This is a genomic window from Pseudomonas sp. A0308, assembly GCF_044218815.1.
Lineage (GTDB): Bacteria > Pseudomonadota > Gammaproteobacteria > Pseudomonadales > Pseudomonadaceae > Aquipseudomonas > Aquipseudomonas iridis.
In genome coordinates, this window is the sequence record NZ_CP162581.1 from 3,096,575 (window position 1) to 3,117,113 (window position 20,539).

A 20,539-nucleotide genomic window follows, 5' to 3' on the forward strand; every position below is an offset into this window, starting at 1 on the left:
GCGAAGAGGCCCTCTAATTCACCACAAACCCAAGCTCAAACACAGTCCCCGTCGCATCACTGCTCACCCGCACCTGCCCACCATGCAGTTGCATGATCGACTGCACGATCGCCAGACCTAACCCGCCGGAATCACCCGGTTCAGCACGGGCCGGGTCGACGCGGTAGAAGCGGTCGAACAATTTGCCCAGATGTTCAGGCGCGATGGCCGGGCCGTAGTTGTTCACCTGCAACCAGCACATGCCCGGCTCATCGCGCTGGCGCAAGCTGATGACCGAGCCAACGTCCGCGTGGCGCACCGCGTTGGCCAGCAGGTTGCCGAGGGCACGCTGCAGCAGTTGCTGGTCGGCAAACAATTGCCCACTGAACGTGTTTCTCAAGTGAATCCCACGATCGTCGGCCAAGGCTTCAAAGTAGTCACACAGCTCATTGCCGATGTCAGCCAGATCCAGCGTGCGCAAGTCGAGCGCACGCTCCGCCTGTTCGGCCCGGGCGAGGAACATCAGGTTTTCCGCCATACGTTTGAGCCGTTCGAACTCTTCCATGTTCGAGGCCAGCAATTCCTGATACTCCGCCGTGCTGCGCGAGTGATTCAGCGCCTGGCCATTACTGGCGAGCAAGGTATGCAGCGGCGTGCGAATTTCGTGAGCGAGGTCGGCGGAGAACTGCGACAGGCGCTGGAAGCTGTCCTCCAGCCGCGCAAGCATGGCGTTCAGCGCGTTTACCGGCTCAAGCAGTTCCGCCGGCGTGCCAACGGCAGGCAGACGCTGATCAAGGCTGCGCAGGTCAATGCCGCGCACCGCTTCGCTCAATTGCCGTAAAGGTTGCAGGCCACGGCGCAGCAGCACCAGCCCCAACGCAAACGCCAGCAACGCACCCAACCCGATCGCGACGTACAGCCGCATCCGGTAGCTGGCGAGCATCTGCTCGCGTTCGCTTAGTACTTTCCCGGCAATCACGGTTAGCGATTCGCCGTTCGGCCCCTGAGCTTCGCCGGACAGCAGCGCCACTTCGGCGCCGTCGGGCGCCTGCCAGGTCATCACGTCGCGACGTTGCGGCGGCTGATCGCGCGCGATTGAGTTCAGCGCTGGAAGCGTTCGCTGGCGCGGGTTGATCGCGATCACATTTGATCCATCCGCGCGGCGCACCAGCAGCAAACTGTCGAGATTACCGAGCATGTTCTGATACAGCCGCGGCCGCGCCTGCAACGCGTCGAGGCTGTCGCTGTCGGCGAGCAGAGCACGCACCTGTTCCAGTCGCCCAAGCAACGCCAAGTCATCGCGGTAGGCGATTTCAGCGGCGAGGGAGCGGTAGAGAAACACGCCAATCGCGCCCAATACCAAAGCGCAGACCATCGCGAACGCCAGCGCCAGGCGCCAGGCAATCGACCTAGAGCGCATCGTCGGGCGCTTCCAGTTGATACCCGACGCCGCGCACGGTGTGGATCAGTTTCGGCATAAACGGATCATCGACTTTCGAGCGCAAACGCCTTACCGCGACTTCGACCATATTGGTGTCGCTGTCGAAATTCAGGTTCCACACCTGTGAGGCGATCAGTGTGCGCGACAGCACTTCGCCCTGACGGCTGGCGAGCAATTGCAACAACGCGAATTCCTTGTTGGTCAGGGCAATGCGCTGACCGCCACGACTGACGCGACGGCGTAAAACGTCAATCTCCAGATCGGCAATGCTGTACGACTCGGCTTCGCGCATTGGTCCGCGACGTAACAGGGTACGTACGCGCGCGAGCAGTTCGGCGAAGGCGAAGGGCTTGAGCAAGTAGTCGTCGGCGCCCAGTTCGAGACCGCGCACGCGATCTTCAATGGCGTCCTTGGCGGTGAGGAACAGCACCGGCGTGGCGCCGCGCTGGCGGATCAGTTGCAGCAATTGCCAGCCGTTGAGGCCCGGCAGCATCACGTCGAGGATGATCAGGTCGTATTCCTGCTGCTCGATGAAATAGCGCCCGTCGAGGCCATTGAGCGCCACATCCACGGCAAATCCCGACTCGCCCAGCCCCTTGGCGAGGAAATTGGCGGTTTTGGCTTCATCTTCTACGACCAGCAAACGCATGGCACACCTCGATTATTCAGACGCACAGGCTAGGCGCCTTCGGCCTCGTTGCCCATTACAAACTTGTAATCCGACTGACGGCGTTCTGACGAAGTCCGGCGGCTAAGGTGGTGACCTTCGCTTCCGGAGCCTGTTTATGAACGTCAAATACCTCGTTGCGAGCCTGGCCCTCGGCCTCAGCGCCAGCGTTTTCGCCAGCCCTGAACTGCCACGCCACGCCGACCTCGACCTGAAAACTGCGCGCCTGCTGGCCGACACGGCAATGAGCAGCTGCACCGGCACGGTGTCGGTACTCGATCGGGGCGGCAACTTGCTGGTGACCCTGCGCGGCGACGGTGTCGGCCCGCACAACACCGCTGCCAGCCAGCGCAAGGCCTACACCGCGTTGTCGACAAAAACCCCAACGCGCCTGTTCGCCGAGCGCGCCCGCAGCAACCCGGAAACCGCCAACCTCAACACCCTCGACGAATTGCTGTTGCTTGGCGGCGGCATTCCATTGTTCGCAGGCGATGAGCTGGTTGGCGCCATGGGCGTGGCTGGATCCGGCGGCGGTGAGCAAGACGAAAACTGTGCAACCCGGGCCGCTGACAAAGCTGGCCTGTCCATCACCCGTTCCTGATAAGGAGATTCACCATGACGACTTTGCGCATGACCTTCGCTGCGCTGGGCCTCAGCGCGTTTTCCAGCCTGGCACTCGCCGCTGGCAATCCGCTCAGCGTGCACGTACTCAACCTGGAAAACGGCCTGCCCTCGCCGGGCATCAACGTGACCCTGGAAAAGCACGTTGGCCAGAACTGGCAGCCATTGGCCGAAGGCACCACCAATGAGCAGGGGCGCATTGCCGAACTGTTCCCGGCCAAACAGCCATTTGAAGCGGGCGAATACCGGGTGGTGTTCAAGACTGGCGAGTACTTCAAGAAGACCAAACACGACACGTTCTTTCCGGAAATTCCGGTGATTTTCGAAGTGAAGCAGACCGATCAGCATTACCACATCCCGCTGCTGCTGAGCCCGTACGGCTTCTCGACCTATCGCGGGTCCTGAAATCAACACGAATCAAAAATGTGGGAGCGAGCCTGCTCGCGAAGGCGTCGGGTCAGTCAAAACGACTGGTGAATGACCCACCGCTTTCGCGAGCAGGCTCGCTCCCACACAGGATTTCAGGTGTTCGCTAAATCGTGGCCAGCGCCCGCAACCGCACCGCATCGAGGATCTCGATCTCGCCATACCCCAAGCCAATAATCCCCTGCCCCTGCAAGTCCTTGAGGATCTGATTGGTGGTCTGCCGCGACAGCGACAGCATCAATGCCAACTGCTCCTGTGGCAGTTGCAGCAACCGGCGGGGCGCGTCGATTTCGCCGTAGCCCTCGGCAATCATCAGCAAGCGATGAGCCAGTCGCGCCGGGGCTGGCAGCAGGCTGAGCTGTTCGAGATTAATGAAAGTCAGGCGCAGCTTGTGGCTCATCAACAGCGCCAGATGCCGCCAGTACACCGGGTGCTCATCAAGCAGTTTCAGCAACGTGGCCTGCGGGATATTCAGCAGCGTACACGGCCCCACGGCATAGGCGTCATGGGTACGCGGCTGACCGTCGAACAGGCTGATTTCACCAAACCAGTGCGGCGCCTCGACCAGACTCAGTAACGCCTCCTTGCCTTGCTCGCTCACCGCGCCGATGCGCACGGCGCCATCGAGCACCGCGTACAGACCACACGGCGGATCGCCACGCTGAAACAGCCGCTGCCCCGCCGTCAGCCGCCGCTCCCGCGCAGCCGCCAGCAGACTATCCTGAAAGGACGCAGGCAAATGACTGAACCACTGCCCGGTCAGCAGCCGTGAACGGTTATCCATGAACACTCCTAATTGTCGCCTGCCTGACAGAGCGAACGCTGAACCCCGGGCATGCTGCGATCACCCTACAGGAGGAACAACAATGAAAAGCCTCGTCGATCATCTGAGTCAATACGCCGCCTACCACCGTGACCCGCGCAACATCGCCAGCCACTTTATCGGCATTCCGCTGATTGTGGTGGCGGTGGCGGTTTTGTTGTCGCGTCCGGAATGGTCGCTGGGCGGCTTGTGGATATCTCCAGCCGTGGTGGTAGCGCTGGCCTCGGCGTGGTTTTACCTGCGCCTGGAGGTGAAACTCGGCGTACTGATGACGGTGCTGATGGGGTTATCAGTCTGGGCCGGGCATGTCCTGGCGCAGCAGAGCACCATGGTCTGGCTGAGCAGCGGCCTGGCGATGTTTGTGATCGGCTGGGTTATCCAGTTTGTCGGGCATCACTACGAGGGACGCAAACCGGCGTTTGTCGATGACGTCAGCGGTTTGATCGTCGGGCCGCTGTTTGTCGTGGTGGAGCTGGCGTTCATGCTCGGGATGCGGCAGGAATTGAAGCACTCGATTGAACAGCGCTGCGGTCCGGTGACCCTGCGCACACACAAAACCGCCCATTAAAAAAACCAAGCGAGGTGCGCGACTGCGCTCCTCGCTTGGCCTGTTTCACAATGTGCCGAACGTCACCTGCACCGTCAACGCACCCTGATTGTCTGCAAGCCCGACGCCATAGCGACCCTCCAGATCGTCGTTGATGCACAGCTGCAATTCGCCTTGCTGCCCCGCCGGAATCTGCGCCAGATCACCGATCAGAAACGGCGCCCCCGTACTGCTGATCCGACCGATCAACGCTCCCTCATTGGCGCCCGGCAAGGTGTAGCCGGGTTTGGCGGTCAGGCCCGCGCTGCCATTGCCGTCAACCATGCCGCCCGCCGGGCTGGCGAACCAGTGACCACTGAGATACCGCACCAGGCGCGGACTCGGCCCGTTGATCTGCACGCCCGTGCCCTGCCAGGGCTGATTGGCTTGAACCTGCACCGTGGCGGTTTTCAGGTCATTGGCCAGGGTGTCGCCGGCCTGAATCGACAACGCCGCAATGGTCAGGCTCGGGTTTGAAGTGCCGGTGCTGGGGAACACACCGTCGCCCACCAGGAACAGGTTTTTGTGGTCCCAACTGCGCTGATCCTTGTCGACCACCGATTTCAACGGGTTATCGCCCATGCGGTAAGTGCCCATCAGGTGGCCGGCGCCCTGGAAGCTGTAATCCACGTCCTTGTAGTTGAATTTTCCGGGCGGCAACGGCTTGGTCAACTCGGTGGCGCCGAGCAGCTCGGTGATGATGTGCGTGGCAAGGATTTTCGCCTGGCGGAAACCCTCCTTGGTGTAATTGGACAAGTCGTAGTGAATTTCCGGCCGCGGGATGCCCAAGCGATCCTTGTACTGCGTTGACGGCACGATGTAGCAATTGGCGTTATCCGGATCGTCCTCGACCTGTTCTACAAGAAAACCGATGCGGAACTGACGAGTCAGCAAGTCGTTGAGTTTCTGCACCAGTGCCGTCCCATACAACACTTGCTGCGGGCCCTCGGCCGGTGGCAATGGATTGGTGGCGCTGCCGTTGGTGCCATCGATCAGATCGGCAACGGTGACGTAGGGATCGCCCACCGGCCAGTTGAAGCCTTCGTTGCCAATCTCGATCCGCCACGCAGCACGCTGACTGCGAAAGGCACCGTCGCGCAGGCTTTCAATGCCTGCGGTGGAAACCGGTCCGCGATAAGGGAACACCGCTTTACCTTCCGGCATCAGGCCCCAGGCCAGATAGATCGGATGGTCCGCCAGGCTGCGTCCGACCTGACCGCTGCTGTTGGCCACGCCTTTGGGCCACGCGGGGCTGGTGGAATTGAGCAACAGCTTCGGCGTCTCAATGGCATGGGCCGCGATCACATAACGCTGGCCGACCGCAACGCCCGTGCCGGTCGGCGGGCCGTCGCCCAGTTGATACTGGATAAACTCGATGCCGCTGATGGACTTGTCCGCCGCCACCGTGACTTTGCTTGCCACGGTTTTGTAGAGCACCCGCACATTGCCGGTATTCAGCGCGTTGTTCATGGTCACCGTGGCGTCGTACTTGGCCTGGATCGGGCAAATCGGTGTGCAGTTGGTGTTGCCGGCGCACACACGACGACCCGCATAGGGCTGCGAGTTGCGCCCAGCTGGTGTCGGGCTGACCACCAGTGGCAGGCCGTCGAACGATTGACCCTGAACCGCCGCGACAAAACTGCCATCGACCAGTGATAGCGGAATGCTGGTCATCGGGAATTGATAGCCGTCCGGGAAGGTCATGCCCAGATACGCCTGGTCCGCCACATTGGCCGCCACGCCAATTTCCGCTTCGGCACGACAGTAAGCGCTTTGCAGATCGTTGTAGCTGATCGGCCAGTCGACACCGACGCCGTACAGCGATTTCAGGCGGAAGTCGTTGGGCACCATGCGCAGGCAGGTCGCGACCCAGTGCCAGGTGGTGCCGCCGCCGACCCGTTCGTAAGTGCTGGTAAACGCCAGTGGCCCCTTTTGCACCAGGTAGCTGACGGCAGGATTGTCCCACCCCAGAATCAGGTCGGCGATGGTTGCACGCGGCGCATTCTGCTCGGCCGGATTGCGCGGTGTGTCCAGCGTGCTGACCGGTGGATACGGCGATTCGGGAGTCTTCAAGGTCGCGGTATAGAAGCGTTCAAGGTACTGATTTCGGTTGGCCGGAATCTCCGGCCCGGACTCCAGCACCAATACTTTCACTCCGGCCAGTCCCAACTGATAGGCGATGATGCTGCCCGCCAGACCGGCGCCGACGATCACCACATCTGCTTGTTCGGTACTCATGACGACACTCCTTGTTGTCCGCTTGCAGGCACCCCGGTGAAGTCTTCAAGGCTGGGCGGCACTTCGTTCCAGTAACCGAAGAAGGACTCGCTGTAACCCATGGGGTGCGCCTGGGCAATTCTCCATGCCCAGCTCTGGGTGTAGGCCTGATCGGAGACCACCATCTGATCCCCCGCCTTGTTGCTGCCGACGGTGTACGGCTGATACCAGACGCCCAACAGCCAGAGTTTCATGATCGACCGGGCGGCTTGCGCCGTTTGCGTGGTAGCCGGTTGCGTGCCGTTCATCAACACCGCTTGGGCGATCTGGTCCGGCGGCACTTTATCCGCCAGCAACGTCGCGTATTGTTTCAGTAACGCCTGCATTACCGCAGGGGTGATGCGCGGCCCGATGAAGGTCAGGAACTGCGTTGGCAGGTCGATCGGGTCCACGGAGGGAGCGATGAACGTTAGTGGGATGCCGGTCAGGGCCGAAGACAGACCGGCGAAGTTGTCCAGATCGATGCTCATGGCTGACTCCTTGTCGCGCCAGTCGATTGTGCGCGTTCGAGCAAGTAAGTGAAGTCCGCGAAACTGGTGCGCGGCGACTCGGTGACATGGGTGGCGGCGTTACCGTGGCAAGCAATGCAACTGGAGGACGCTTGTGGCACGGTGCCCTGGATGTAGGTTTCCAGCGTAGCGTTGGCGAGGAACGAAGGCGCCGGGCGGCCCAAAGGTTCGGTTTTCGAGATCTGGCACGGTGGCTGCGGCGTCAGGGTCGGCCACTGCGTACTGATCAACTCATAGTTGGCCCACACACTCTTCGGGTTCACCGTACGCAGCAGCGTCTGATAGGTGCTGTTGAGGGTTCGGGTCGCCGGCGTCAGCGAGGTCTCGCGAACGATCTGCGAAGGCGTGGCCTTGATTGCCGGATTCCATGGCCGTGGCGGTGGCTGGTTGATTTCCGCCTGGCTGTTGGCGTTGTAGAACAGATACGGACCTTTTCGCTCGGCCACGGGTGTGGATTGCTCCGGCACGTTATCGACGTGTTCAAACGTCGACCAGACCCACTGCGGCGCACTGCTGGTCTTGTGCACGATGTGCAAGCCCACCAACCCCACCGGTTCGGCCTTGCATGACTCTGGCACCACGGGGCCTTTGCTCGGGTCGCTGTTGCCCGGCGTGTATACCAGCGCATCGACGGTGTGGAATTTCTCCCGTTGATCATTGCCGTCGAGCACTTTCCACGACGCCTTGACCATCAGCGAACCAACCTGACTGGTGTCGTTGTTGCCGCAACTGAACGCCACCGTATTCTTCGGGTCGGCCGCAAAAAATGCCTGCTGACCCTGAATGCTGTACAGACCGTTGTTGACGATGTCGTTGAACATCGGCTGGTTGACCACGATTTCGTTACGCGTATAAACCCCGCTCTGATCCACCAGCGGCCCGCTCTGAAACGGCTGGATAAACTCATCGAGCACATCCGGCACCTTGCCCATCTGTTGCAGCAAACGCCCGGAACCGAGGCCCTCGCAGGCTTTCGGAATAGTCGCCGGTGCGTTCCAGGGATTGGGCGTCTGCCCTTTGGCGAGGAAAATCTGATAGCTCTCTTTCCAGCTTTCCCAGACCGTCGCACCGTCCTGCTGGCCGATCGGTGTGCCGGTGTTCGGATCGCCGTTATCCAGCGCCGGCCAGTTCAAGGCGATAAACGTCTGCCACGACATTTCATCGAAGTTTTGTTGCAGGCTGGTCAGGGAAAACGGCGGGGTCGCCGTGACATCGAAAGGTATTTGCGTTGACAGCGTGGGGTCGGCGTTGGCCAGTGGACTAAGCATTGCGCCGAACAGCGCGCAACCGAGCCACGGCGCGGGCCGGTGGACTTCCGTTCTCATCGTTATCTCCTTGGCATCAGGGTCCAGGAGATACGCCGGTCCGTCATGGACTCTTCACCGCGCCTCCTGGCACAGCATGGAGATTAGGCAAAGAACGGGACACGGTTGGTGGAGCCGTTAGACCAAATTGAGTTAAGACCAATAGCCATATGACATCATTCGCGCAGGCGCCACGGCACGCTGCGATCCGTGGTCCTGATTACAAGAATCAAGCTCAAAGGATCGCAGCGCCTACAAGGTCTTTTGCGTCAGAGGCTGGCGACTTTCTGCCAGACCTTCGGCTTGAAGAACAACGTCTCACCCTTGGCCAAACCGATCAGGCTGTCGTGATCTTTCACCACTTCGGCCTCGATCAAATCAGTCTGCCCTTCTACCTTCAGCGTCACCCGCGTGGTCGCGCCCAGCGGCCGGATATCACGCACCTCGGCGGCATGGTGATCTTCCAGCTCATGCCTGGACAACGACACTTCGTGCGGACGGAACAGCACGTGATTGTCGTCGCTTAACAGCAAGCGGTTCGAATCACCAAGGAAGTGATAAACGAAATCGCTGGCCGGGTTTTCGTAAACGTCGCCCGGCGAGCCGATCTGCTCGATCACACCCTTGTTCATCACCACGATGCGGTCGGCGACTTCCATCGCTTCTTCCTGGTCGTGGGTCACGAACACCGAGGTCAGGTTGATGTCTTCGTGCAGACGCGCCAGCCAGCGGCGCAGCTCTTTACGCACCTTGGCATCGAGGGCACCGAACGGTTCGTCGAGCAGCAGCACTTTCGGCTCAACCGCCAAGGCACGGGCCAGGGCGATACGTTGGCGCTGGCCACCGGACAGTTGCTCCGGGTAACGATCCGACAGCCAGTCCAGTTGCACCATGTTCAACAACTCATGAACCTTGGCCGCGATCTGGCTTTCGTTCGGGCGCTGGTTTTTCGGCTTCATGCGCAGGCCGAAGGCGACGTTGTCGAACACGGTCATGTGGCGGAACAGCGCGTAGTGCTGGAACACAAAACCGACGTTGCGATCACGCACGTCGTGGCCGGAAACGTCTTCACCGTGGAAGACGATGTTGCCCTGATCCGGGGTTTCCAGACCGGCAATAATGCGCAGCAAGGTGGTTTTGCCGCAGCCGGACGGGCCCAGCAGCGCTACCAGCTCACCGCTGTGGATGTCCAGGCTGATGTTGTCCAGCGCCTTGAACGCGTTGAAATTCTTGCTGACGTTACGCACTTCGATCGACATGAATTATTCCTCCGCGGCGCTGGCGCGCAGGCGGTTGATACGGTTTTCGCTCCACTGCTTGAGCAGCAGGATGAAGAGCGCCAGGATCAGCAACAGGCTCGCCACGGCGAACGCGGCCACGTGGTTGTATTCGTTGTAGAGGATCTCGACGTGCAACGGCAAGGTGTTGGTCACCCCGCGAATATGCCCGGAAACCACCGACACCGCACCGAACTCACCCATGGCCCGCGCGGTACACAGCACCACGCCGTAGATCAGGCCCCACTTGATGTTGGGGACGGTGACGTGCCAGAACATCTGCCAGCCATTGGCGCCGAGCAGACGTGCCGCTTCCTCTTCCTGAGTGCCTTGTTCCTGCATCAGCGGGATCAGCTCGCGAGCCACAAATGGCACTGTGACGAAAATCGTCGCCAGCACGATGCCCGGCAGGGCGAAAACGATCTGAATGTCGTGATCCTGCAACCACGGCCCGAAGAAGCCCTGGGCTCCGAACATCAACACATAGACTAAACCTGCGATCACCGGCGATACCGAGAACGGCAGGTCGATCAGCGTCACCAGCATGCTCTTGCCGCGGAACGAGTACTTGCTCACGCACCACGCGGCGCTGACCCCGAACACCAGGTTCAGCGGTACCGAAATCAGCACGGCGAACACGGTGAGCTTCAGTGCCGAGAGTGCATCCGGCTCAAAGATCGCGGTGAAGAATGCGCCGAGGCCGTTCTTCAACCCTTGCGACACCACAATGAACAACGGCAGTAACAGAAACAGGAAAAAGATCAGCCAGCCAAGGCCAATCAGGATTCTGCGCGATGTGGCACTGCCACGGCGTGCAGCGTTGGCCGAGGAAGCGGCCGCAATAGACGATTGGGACATGTTCGCGCCTCCTTATGGGGTTTCGATGCGCCGCTGCAGCAGGTTGATCAGCAGCAACAGGACAAAGGAAACCACCAGCATCAGTACGCCGATGGCCGTGGCGCCGGTGTAATCGTACTGGTCGAGTTTGACCATGATCAGCAGCGGCAGGATCTCGGTTTTCATCGGCATGTTGCCGGCGATGAAAATCACCGAACCGTACTCGCCGACACCACGGGCAAAGGCCAGGGCAAAACCGGTCAGCCAGGCGGGCAGCAATGCCGGCACCAGGATGTGGCGGAACACCTGCCATGGCTTCGCGCCGAGGCACGCTGCGGCTTCTTCGACTTCACGGGGAATGTCGGCCAGCACCGGTTGCACCGTACGCACCACGAACGGCAGCGTCACAAACGTCAGCGCGAGGGTGATGCCCAGCGGGGTATAAGCGATTTTGAAACCGAGGTCGGCGGCGAACTGCCCGACCAGACCGGCCGGCGCATACAGTGCGGTCAGCGCAATACCGGCTACCGCCGTTGGTAGGGCGAACGGCAGATCGATCATCGCGTCGATCACCTTGCGCCCGGGGAAGGTGTAGCGCACCAGCACCCAGGCCAGCAGCGTACCGATGATGCCGTTGATGATCGCAGCGCACAGCGCGGTGCCGAAACTCAACTTCAAGGCTGCCAGCACGCGGGGGGCGGAAATGATCGTCCAGAACTGATCCCAGGTGAGCTGCGAGGCGTGGACGAACATCGCCGCCAGCGGGATAAGCACAATCAGACTGAGGTACACCAAGGTGTAACCCAGCGTCAGCCCGAAGCCGGGTATGACGGGGGAGATACGACGCGACATAAAAGTCCCTGGTTAAAAACGCATCAATGTGGGAGCGAGCCTGCTCGCGAAGAGGAAGTATCAGTCAACATTCCTGTCGCCTGTAACACTGCCTTCGAGCAGGCTCGCTCCCACATGTCATGTGCCCAAACATCAGGCTGGTTAGAGTGAGATTACTGCGCCTGATAAATCTGGTCGAACACGCCACCATCGTTGAAGAATTTCGGTTGCGCGGTTTTCCAGCCGCCGAAGTCTTTGTCGATGGTCACCAGTTCCAGTTTCGGGAACTGCTGGGCGTACTTGGCGGCCACGTCCTTGTCACGTGGACGATAGAAGTTCTTCGCAGCGATTTCCTGACCGGCAGGGCTGTACAGGTGCTTGAGGTAGGCTTCGGCAATCTGCTCGTTGCCCTTCTTCTGGGCATTTTTGTCGACCACGGCCACCGGTGGTTCAGCCAGGATCGACAACGAAGGCACGACGATGTCGAACTTGTCGGCGCCGCCGTCTTCTTTCAACGCCAGGAAGGCTTCGTTTTCCCAGGCCAGCAACACGTCGCCCTGACCGTTGTTGACGAAGGTGATGGTCGAGCCGCGAGCGCCGGTGTCGAGAATCGGTACGTGCTTGAACAGGGTCTGCACGTACTCTTTAGCTTTTTCTTCGCTGCCGCCATTGGCTTTCAGGCCATAGGCCCAGGCCGCGAGGAAGTTCCAGCGCGCACCGCCGGAGGTTTTCGGGTTCGGGGTGATCACCGAGACGTCGTTCTTGACCAGATCGCCCCAGTCCTTGATGCCTTTCGGGTTGCCCTTACGCACCAGGAACACGATGGTCGAGGTGTACGGCGTACTCGCTTCCGGCAGACGCTTCTGCCAGTCGGCGGGCAGGGTCTTGCCGAGTTTGGCGATTTCGTCGATGTCACCGGCCAGGGCCAGGGTTACGACGTCGGCACGCAGGCCATCGATCACGGCGCGGCCCTGCTTGCCCGAACCACCATGGGATTGCTGGATTTTCACGGTGTCGCCGGCATGGTCCTTCTGCCAGAACTTGATGAATTCGGCGTTGTAGTCCTGATACAGCTCGCGCGTCGGGTCATACGACACATTGAGCAGTTCGTAATCCTTGGCAACCGCGGAACCGGCAAACACAGCGCTGGCCAGGGCGGCCAAAGCGTAACGGCGAATCGATGACATGGTGAAAGCTCCTGGAATTCTGCGTGGTGGCTTTTTCTTATGTACTGCTGGAATCGGGTCCCGCTGAAAGATCGCCGCCTTCGCCAGCTCCAGCACACAGCCCCCTGTAGGAGCTGCCGAAGGCTCGGGCCGCGATCGGACGATCTTTTTAGCTCGGCTTGTTGCCCGGCTGCTGCAAACGGAATTTCTCTTTGCGTTCGATCTGGACCACTTGAGCGTTGTGCACAGTGATCTCCACCGCGCCGAAACGCAGATCGCGCAGGGCGCTCTGGATTTCACGCAAGATCGTGGTTTCGTCCTGACCGTCAACGCTGCGAAGGGATGCGCTCATGGTGCTGCTCCTTTGAATGGGATATGCCTGGCAGTGGGCGGCACTGCGTTCGGCGTGGGAGCAATATAAGAGAGACGCGGATATTCTTAAAAAGACTATTTAAGAATGTTTATATAACCAGAAAAAACTATAAATACAGATATGGGCTGGTTTGCTGTAAAAGCAAAAAGATCGTCCGATCCCGATCGGACGATCTTTTGATCCTCAAGCAATTAACGGGGCCCGCGCCCAATCTATTTCCAGCGCAGGCACCGGCCGCCCAAACCAATATCCCTGCCCGAGATCGCATTCCTGCTCCAGCAAAAACGCCGCCTGTTCAACCTGCTCGATTCCTTCGGCATGCACCTGCATGCCCATACTCCGCGCCAGCGCGATGATCACCCGGACGATCGCTATGTCATCCTCATCCCACGGCAAACCGGCGACAAATCCCTGATCAATCTTGAGCTTTTGCACCGGCAAGCGCTTGAGCCGCAGCAACGACGAATAGCCGGTGCCGAAATCATCGATCGCCAGGCGAACACCCAATTCACGCAAGCGATGCATTTGCTCCAGCGCCACCTCCGGATCGTCCATCACCGCGCTTTCGGTCACTTCCAGTTCCAGATACGCCGGATCCAGCCCGGTCTCGCGCAGCACTTGCGCCACCTGTTGGTACAGTTCGCGCCGGGCAAACAACCGCGACGACACATTCACCGCCACAAACGACAGCTCCCTCCCGGCCTGCTGCCACTGGCACATCTGCCGGCAAGCCTGCTGCATCACCCAGGCATCGATGTCGACGATCAACCCGGTGCGCTCGGCAATAGGTATGAATTCGGCCGGCGACACCAGCCCCCGCAGCGGATGCTGCCAACGCACCAAGGCTTCAACGCCGATCAGACGACCGGTTTTAAGGTCATGCACCGGTTGGTAATAGACCCGCAACTCCTGCTGCTCCAGCGCACGGCGCAGTTCGAAGGCAATTTCGACCCGTTGCTGGGCGTGAGCGGTGAGCTCTTCGGTGTACAAGGCATAACCGTTGCGCCCGCTGCTCTTGGCCTTGAACAGCGCCGCGTCGGCGTTGCGCAACAACTGGTCGGCGCTCAGCGCATCGCTGGGGAACAGGCTGATGCCAACGCTGGCGTTGATGAATAACTCATCGCCGTCGATACCGACCGGCTCCTTCAGGGCATCGAGAATACGCTGAGCGAATGCCGCCGCCTGGCCGGGCTGTGGACAACTTTCTGCCAATACCGCGAATTCGTCCCCCCCCAGTCGCGCCACGGTGACGCCGGGCCCAAACAGCTCCTGCAAACGAATCGCCACCGCTTTGAGCAAACGATCGCCAACGTTGTGCCCGAGGCTATCGTTGATCATCTTGAAGTGATCCAGATCGAGCAACAGCAGCGCACAGCCGCGCTTGTGGGCCTGCGCCGACGCCAGGGCCTGTTCGGTACGATCGCTGAATAACAGACGGTTGGGCAGATCGGTCAGCGGATCGTGGTGGGCAAGGTGCTGAAGCTCATGCTCGGAATGCTTGATCGCACTGATATCGGAAAACACCGCTACGAAATGACTGATCCGGCCCTGGTCATCATGAATGACGCGGATGGTTTGCCATTGGGGATAAATCTCCCCGCTTTTGCGGCGGTTCCAGATCTCGCCGCTCCACTCGCCTTGCGATTCCAGCGTAGCGAACATCGCCTGATAGAAGCCCGGCGGATGATGGCCGGACTTGAACAGACTGGGTTGTTGGCCGAGCACTTCTTCGCGCAGATAACCGGTGATCTCGATGAACGCACGATTGACGTGCACGATCAGCCCCTGATGGTTGGTGACCAACACGCCTTCGCGAGTGCAGTCGAACACAGCCGCCGCTTGCCGCAAGCGCTCACGATCAGCGTGACGTTCACGCAACCTCGCACCTATCCCGAGACACTCATACAACCGCGCCCGCGCCAGAAAAATCAGACCGGCACTGACCGCCGCAAAGACATAACCGTTGATCAGTTGCCATCGTGCGAGTTGGACCGAGTTATCGAAGAAATTGTTTAATAAATAACCAGTACCTTGCAGCCAGACCGCCGCGAGTACGAGATAGAGCAGCGCTGCACGCAAGGCATCGCGATAAGTGGCAGACATTCGGCCGTCCATGTCCCTACAAAAAAGTGGGATTATAGGTCAAGAAACATCCAGCTAACTCTTATCTGAAAGCGCGACTGGTTTTATCTGTGTGCTTAGTGATAATGCATCGGCTGTTTTTATCTTTATCGAGGGCCCTATAGCCTATGTGGTACGAAGGTTTTCTTGGCTTGTCGGCCTGGTCTCTGGTCGCGGTCACCCTGCTGATGACCCACGTGACGATTGTCGGCGTCACGGTCTATCTGCACCGCTACTCGGCCCATCGCTCCCTGGAGCTGAATGCCGGTCTGAAGCACTTTTTCCGTTTCTGGCTGTGGCTGACCACGGCGCAGAACACCCGCGAGTGGACCGCCATCCACCGTAAGCACCACGCCAAATGCGAAACCGAAGATGACCCGCACAGCCCGGTCATCAAGGGTTTGTCCACGGTATTGCGTACCGGCGCGGAGCTGTACCGCGCCGAAGCGCAGAACCCGGAAACCCTGCGCATCTACGGCAAGAACTGTCCCGAGGACTGGATCGAGCGCAACGTCTACAGCCGTTACCCGCTGCTGGGCGTGGCAATCATGGGCGTCATCGACCTGCTGCTATTCGGCACCATCGGCATTACCATCTGGGCGATCCAGATGATGTGGATCCCGGTGTGGGCCGCCGGCGTCATCAACGGTCTGGGCCATGCGGTCGGTTATCGCAACTTCGAATGCCGCGACGCGGCAACCAATCTGGTGCCTTGGGGCATCCTGATCGGCGGCGAAGAACTGCACAACAACCATCACACCTACCCGAACTCGGCCAAGCTGTCGGTGAAGAAATGGGAATTCGACCTCGGCTGGGCGTGGATCAAAGTCTTCAGTTTTCTGCGTCTGGCCAAGGTTCAGCGTGTAGCCCCAATTGCCCATCGCGTTGAAGGCAAGGGCAATCTGGACATGGACACCGCCATGGCGATCCTCAACAACCGCTTCCAGATCATGGCCCAGTACCGCAAATTGGTCATTGGCCCGCTGGTCAAGCAGGAGCTGGACAAAGTCGATCACTCGGTGCGTCACCAGTTCCATCGAGCCAAACGCCTGCTCTCGCGGGAAACCAGCCTGCTGGAAGATCGCCACCACGCGCGCATCCAGAGCATGCTCGAACACAGCCACGCGCTGAAGGTCATTTACGAAAAACGCCTGGCCCTGCAGCAGATCTGGGTGAAGACCAGCTCCAATGGCCACGACATGCTCGCCGCCATCAAAGAGTGGATCCACGAAGCCGAGGCCAGCGGAATTCAATCCCTGCGCGAGTTCGCCGACCAGCTGAAAACCTACTCGTTGCGCCCAGCCACAGCCTGATCGGCTGCCCATGTGGATCGGGGATCTATCCCCGATCGGTGGCGACACCACCGCAAATCTGGCGGCGCGTTTGCATTGATCAAGCGCGTCGTCATTACCGCCTAGCAGAACCCCACTACCGTTGGGAACTTCGCCGAAAATCCCCTATCTCAAAGACTTCGCCATTCCGGCGGGCTTAGGTGTGGCCGTTGTTGTCAACGCGGCACGCCCTCTGAGAATTGTGCCGATGGTCAATAACAACCAAAAAGACTCATCCCTCCCGCAGTGGCCCGAGGCCGCGCAAACACTCATGGCATTAATGCACGCCCAAGGCGAAGTCGCTCGTCTGAGCGAACGCGAACAGCTGTTCAGTTCGCTGCTGGTCAGCGTCAACGCTGTGCTCTGGGCATTCAACTGGGAAACCCGTCAGGTGCTGTACGTCAGCCCGGCCTATGAGCGGATTTTCGGTCGTTCGGCAGGGCTTCTGCTGGCTGATTACAACCAGTGGCGCGACAGCATCTATCCCGACGATCTGGATTACGCTGAACGCAGCCTCGCCGAAGTCCTGCACAAAGGCGCAGTGGAAGATCGCGAGTACCGGATCATCGCCGCTGACGGGCAGGTGCGCTGGCTCAGCGACAAATGCTTCATCAATCGTCAGGACGAGCCCGGGCAACCGGTGATCATCGTCGGCATCGCCGAAGACATCACCGATAAGAAGCAGATGGAAACCGAACTGCAACGCCTGGCCACCACCGATGTGCTGACCCAGAGCAGCAACCGCCGGCACTTTTTCGAATGCGCCAATCGCGAGTTCGAAGAGGCGCGGCTGCAAGGCTCGCCGCTGGCATTTCTGTTGTTGGATATCGATGACTTCAAAATCATCAACGACACCTACGGCCACCCTCAAGGCGACAGCGTGCTGCAAGCCATTGCCGAATGTGGCCGCGCCTCGTTGCGGCGGGGAGACTTGTTCGGGCGAATAGGCGGTGAAGAATTTGCCGCGGTGTTCCCGGGCTGCGCCCCTGACATGGCCTTGCAAGTCGCCGAGCGGCTGCAACAGGAGATTCAGCGTTTGAGCTTCAGCCAGGACGGCCAGACGTTCGGCATCACCGTCAGCCAGGGCCTGACGAGCCTGACCGAAAGCGACGAAAGCCTCGACAGCCTCTTCGCCCGAGCAGATGCGGCGATGTATGAGGCCAAGCGTCAGGGCAAGAACCGAATTATTTCTGCATAGCTTTTATTTGAATACGCCACAAAACCTGTGGGAGCTGGCTTGCCAGCGATAAGGCCAGCACATTCAACAAAAATGTTGCCTGCCCCCGACGCCATCGCGGGCAAGCCCGCTCCCACAGGGATCTGTAACCAGGCTATTTGCGCATCCGCATCAACTCTGGCAAACCGATCTTGAGCAACCGCGCGGTCCGGCTCTTCGCCAACGCCTCGATACCTTCATGCTCGGTCAGGTGAGCCATCTGCGCCGCCATGTTCATCACCAGCGCCTCGCGGGAATACACCCCACCGCCGAGCTGGTAGACCGAGGCAATCAACTCACGCAACTCCAGCGGCAGTCGCCAGCGAGTGCGTAGCGCCGAACCGTAGGCCGCGCCAAATTGCGCCAACGCTTCACCCACTTCCTCAAAATCGTCCAGCTCACCGCCCGCCTGTTTCCATTCTTGCAAACAGCGCAGCAAAGCCAGATCACCGAGACGATGCAGTATGCCCGCGCAATAGCAGCGCTCCTGATCCAGATCGAGCAACCGCGCCAGCGTGCGCGCGTATTCAGCGGTGTGCAGCGACAGGTTCCAATAACGTTCGGCGTAGTCCGCCAGACAGGGATCGCTAAGCCGGGCGCTGCGTTTGAGCGCCAGCCCCAGAATCAGATTCATGCTCTGCCCCGTGCCAAGCCGCTGCAGTGCCTGCGCCAGAGTTTGCACCGGTGCGCCATGGTGTTGCCCGGCGCTGTTGGCCGCCGCAATCAATACCGCGGTAATCTGCGGATCGGTACGGAATTCCTGTTGCAGCTGCGTCAGATCGAGACCACCGGGATTGAGGCTGCGCTTGACCGCTACCTGCACATCCATCATCAACGGCGCGCCGTCGGCCTGCTCACGGCGTCGCTCGAGGAACACCGACAAGGTCATGCCAGGCGCCAGTACTGGCACTTCACAGAACACTTCTTCCCCGGCATTCAACAGCAAACCCTGCAAACGCTCGGTCAGGCTTTCCATGTTCAGGGGTTTGGTCAGGTACGCCGTCGGCGCCAGCAGTATGGCCTCACGCACGCTGGCACTGTCGTTGCGGCTGCTCATCAAAATGAACGGCAGCGGCGGATTACGTTTGCGCTGACGCACACTGCGCAGCACATTCAAACCATCGACGCCGGGCAGTTCCCAATCGACGATAGCCAGGTCATACGGCACTTCACTGAGCATCGATATCGCTTGTTTGCCATCGGCACACAGATCCAGCCGCGCATCACAACGCACGCTCAGCAACACTTGTTCGAGCAGGTCCCGGGACCACGGATCAGCCTCGGCAATCAGCACTCGGGGTACGGCGGGTAAATCAACGGCAGTCATGCACGCTCTCCCTTGCAATACTTGAACCTTAGCCAATGATGGCCATTCGATACAGCGCTAAAACAGCCGATGTGTTTCAGGGGCATAAAAAAACCCGCCAAAGCGGGTTTTTTGTCGATCAGGTCACACCGGGTGATCAGAGCTCGGAGAAGCACTCTTCGATGATCGCCAGGCCTTGGTCCAGTTGCTCATCCGGCGAGGTCAGCGGTACGAGTACGCGCAGCACGTTGCCGTAGGTGCCGCAGGACAGCAGGATCAGGCCCTTGTCGCGAGCCTTGGCCACAACGGACGCTACAGCGGCAGCGTTCGGCTTGTGACTGTCGCCGTTTTCGAACAGCTCAACGGCGATCATCGCGCCCAATGCACGGACTTCGCCGATTACCGGGTATTTGGCCTGGATGGCTTTCAGGCCGGTGACCAGACGCTCGCCGACCGCTTTGCAGCGATCCAGCAGTTGTTCTTCTTCGAACACTTCCATCACTGCCAGAGCAGCGGCGCAAGCGATCGGGCTACCGGCGTAAGTGCCGCCCAGGCCGCCTGGTGCGATGGCGTCCATGTATTCAGCCTTGCCACACACACCGGCCAGCGGGAAACCGCCCGCAATGGATTTGGCGAAGGTGGTCAGGTCGGCAGCAACGCCCATCTGTTCCATGGCGAAGAACGTACCGGTACGGCCAGCGCCGGTTTGTACTTCGTCAGCAATCAGCAGGATGCCGTGCTGGTCGCACAGGGCACGCAGGCGCTTCATGAATTCCTTCGGCGCGACGTAGAAACCACCTTCGCCCTGTACAGGCTCGATGATGATCGCGGCGATGTCTTTCGGCTCGGCGTCATTCTTGAAAATGCGTTCGATGGAAGCGATCGAGTCGTCGATGCTCACGCCGTGCAATTCATTCGGGTACAGCGCGCGGAAGATGCCACCTGGCATCAGGCCCATGCCGGCCGAGTAAGGCACGACTTTACCGGTCAGACCCAGGGTCATCATGGTGCGACCGTGGTAAGCGCCGGTGAAGGCGATCACGCCAGCGCGGCCAGTGGCAGCACGGGCGATTTTCACGGCGTTTTCTACCGCTTCGGAACCGGTGGTGACCAGCAGGGTTTTCTTCGCGAAATCACCAGGCACCTTGGCGTTGATTTTTTCGCACAGCTCAACGTACGGCTCGTAGGCCAGCACCTGGAAGCAGGTGTGAGTCAGCTTGTTCAGCTGTTCGGTCACGGCGGCGATGATTTTCGGGTGCACGTGGCCGGTGTTCAGCACGGCGATACCGCCGGCGAAGTCGATGAATTCACGACCTTCAACGTCAGTCACAGTAGCGTTCTTCGCGGATTCGGCGAAGATCGGGTGAATCTGGCCAACACCACGGGGTACAGCAGCGGTACGGCGGGCCATCAGTTCAGCGTTAGTCTTGCTCATTAAAGTCCTCATT

General features: G+C 59.9%; 19 protein-coding genes. 5 read left to right on the plus strand and 14 right to left on the minus strand.

Annotated elements, in window-relative coordinates; translation table 11 throughout:
- Positions 1-13 precede the first annotated feature (13 nt).
- Together AB4P92_RS14320 and AB4P92_RS14325 are read right to left on the minus strand one after the other, a co-directional pair.
- Positions 14-1,399, minus strand: coding sequence for a heavy metal sensor histidine kinase (locus tag AB4P92_RS14320; protein ID WP_395599623.1), 1,386 nt, complete (start codon positions 1,397-1,399; stop codon positions 14-16).
- On the minus strand, positions 1,389-2,069 hold the full coding sequence (locus tag AB4P92_RS14325; protein WP_042557086.1) for a heavy metal response regulator transcription factor: 681 nt from the start codon (positions 2,067-2,069) through the stop codon (positions 1,389-1,391). Before AB4P92_RS14325 ends, AB4P92_RS14320 begins: the two co-directional genes overlap by 11 nt.
- 136 nt (positions 2,070-2,205) lie before the next feature.
- Here AB4P92_RS14325 and AB4P92_RS14330 point away from each other — a divergent pair, with 136 nt between their 5' ends.
- Both AB4P92_RS14330 and uraH read left to right on the plus strand, forming a co-directional pair.
- Positions 2,206-2,688, plus strand: coding sequence for a heme-binding protein (locus AB4P92_RS14330; protein ID WP_200616380.1), 483 nt, complete (start codon positions 2,206-2,208; stop codon positions 2,686-2,688).
- Positions 2,689-2,702: 14 nt separating this feature from the next.
- Positions 2,703-3,113: a hydroxyisourate hydrolase gene (uraH, locus tag AB4P92_RS14335; RefSeq protein WP_200616383.1), complete on the plus strand. Its 411-nt coding sequence runs from the start codon at positions 2,703-2,705 to the stop codon at positions 3,111-3,113.
- A gap of 127 nt (positions 3,114-3,240) precedes the next feature.
- Here uraH and AB4P92_RS14340 read toward each other — a convergent pair whose 3' ends face one another.
- The gene (locus tag AB4P92_RS14340) at positions 3,241-3,918 is read right to left on the minus strand and encodes a Crp/Fnr family transcriptional regulator (protein WP_395599624.1); all 678 of its coding nucleotides are present in this window, start codon (positions 3,916-3,918) and stop codon (positions 3,241-3,243) included.
- Between the two features lie 82 nt (positions 3,919-4,000).
- On the opposite strand from AB4P92_RS14340, the gene AB4P92_RS14345 reads away from it, so the two are divergent.
- The gene (locus AB4P92_RS14345) at positions 4,001-4,525 is read left to right on the plus strand and encodes a DUF962 domain-containing protein (RefSeq protein ID WP_150593799.1); all 525 of its coding nucleotides are present in this window, start codon (positions 4,001-4,003) and stop codon (positions 4,523-4,525) included.
- A 45-nt stretch (positions 4,526-4,570) separates the two neighbouring features.
- On the opposite strand, the gene AB4P92_RS14350 is transcribed toward AB4P92_RS14345, so the two are convergent.
- From AB4P92_RS14350 to dibA, 9 genes are all read right to left on the minus strand, one after another.
- Positions 4,571-6,781: a GMC family oxidoreductase gene (locus tag AB4P92_RS14350; RefSeq protein WP_042557081.1), complete on the minus strand. Its 2,211-nt coding sequence runs from the start codon at positions 6,779-6,781 to the stop codon at positions 4,571-4,573.
- Entirely contained in the window at positions 6,778-7,290 is a 513-nt protein-coding gene (locus tag AB4P92_RS14355; protein ID WP_261737228.1) for a sorbitol dehydrogenase, read from the minus strand. Before AB4P92_RS14355 ends, AB4P92_RS14350 begins: the two co-directional genes overlap by 4 nt.
- Positions 7,287-8,654, minus strand: a complete 1,368-nt coding sequence (locus AB4P92_RS14360; protein ID WP_042557079.1) for a hypothetical protein — start codon at positions 8,652-8,654, stop codon at positions 7,287-7,289. The genes AB4P92_RS14355 and AB4P92_RS14360 overlap by 4 nt, the downstream gene beginning before the upstream one ends.
- 248 nt (positions 8,655-8,902) lie before the next feature.
- Entirely contained in the window at positions 8,903-9,892 is a 990-nt protein-coding gene (locus tag AB4P92_RS14365) for a sulfate/molybdate ABC transporter ATP-binding protein (RefSeq protein ID WP_042557078.1), read from the minus strand.
- A gap of 3 nt (positions 9,893-9,895) precedes the next feature.
- On the minus strand, positions 9,896-10,768 hold the full coding sequence (gene cysW, locus AB4P92_RS14370) for a sulfate ABC transporter permease subunit CysW (RefSeq protein WP_042557077.1): 873 nt from the start codon (positions 10,766-10,768) through the stop codon (positions 9,896-9,898).
- Between the two features lie 12 nt (positions 10,769-10,780).
- Complete coding sequence (cysT, locus tag AB4P92_RS14375; protein WP_042557076.1) at positions 10,781-11,599, minus strand: sulfate ABC transporter permease subunit CysT; 819 nt, start codon at positions 11,597-11,599, stop codon at positions 10,781-10,783.
- A 152-nt stretch (positions 11,600-11,751) separates the two neighbouring features.
- The gene (locus AB4P92_RS14380; RefSeq protein ID WP_042557075.1) at positions 11,752-12,765 is read right to left on the minus strand and encodes a sulfate ABC transporter substrate-binding protein; all 1,014 of its coding nucleotides are present in this window, start codon (positions 12,763-12,765) and stop codon (positions 11,752-11,754) included.
- 148 nt (positions 12,766-12,913) lie between these two features.
- On the minus strand, positions 12,914-13,096 hold the full coding sequence (gene oscA / locus AB4P92_RS14385; RefSeq protein WP_003220508.1) for a sulfur starvation response protein OscA: 183 nt from the start codon (positions 13,094-13,096) through the stop codon (positions 12,914-12,916).
- A 204-nt stretch (positions 13,097-13,300) separates the two neighbouring features.
- The gene (gene dibA, locus AB4P92_RS14390) at positions 13,301-15,220 is read right to left on the minus strand and encodes a phosphodiesterase DibA (protein ID WP_042557074.1); all 1,920 of its coding nucleotides are present in this window, start codon (positions 15,218-15,220) and stop codon (positions 13,301-13,303) included.
- Positions 15,221-15,366: 146 nt separating this feature from the next.
- Between dibA and desA the strand changes: the two genes are divergently transcribed.
- Both desA and AB4P92_RS14400 read left to right on the plus strand, forming a co-directional pair.
- Positions 15,367-16,551 (plus strand): delta-9 fatty acid desaturase DesA, encoded by a 1,185-nt coding sequence (gene desA, locus AB4P92_RS14395; protein ID WP_042557073.1) that lies wholly within the window; start codon positions 15,367-15,369, stop codon positions 16,549-16,551.
- 226 nt (positions 16,552-16,777) lie between these two features.
- Complete coding sequence (locus tag AB4P92_RS14400; protein ID WP_047299264.1) at positions 16,778-17,767, plus strand: sensor domain-containing diguanylate cyclase; 990 nt, start codon at positions 16,778-16,780, stop codon at positions 17,765-17,767.
- A 133-nt stretch (positions 17,768-17,900) separates the two neighbouring features.
- Here the strand turns inward: AB4P92_RS14400 and AB4P92_RS14405 are convergent, their stop codons facing one another.
- The gene (locus AB4P92_RS14405; RefSeq protein WP_042557071.1) at positions 17,901-19,112 is read right to left on the minus strand and encodes a response regulator; all 1,212 of its coding nucleotides are present in this window, start codon (positions 19,110-19,112) and stop codon (positions 17,901-17,903) included.
- A 136-nt stretch (positions 19,113-19,248) separates the two neighbouring features.
- Positions 19,249-20,526 carry a 4-aminobutyrate--2-oxoglutarate transaminase gene (gene gabT, locus AB4P92_RS14410; protein ID WP_042557070.1) on the minus strand — a complete coding sequence of 426 codons (1,278 nt, stop codon included), beginning with the start codon at positions 20,524-20,526 and terminating at the stop codon, positions 19,249-19,251.
- Between the last annotated feature and the right edge of the window lie 13 nt (positions 20,527-20,539).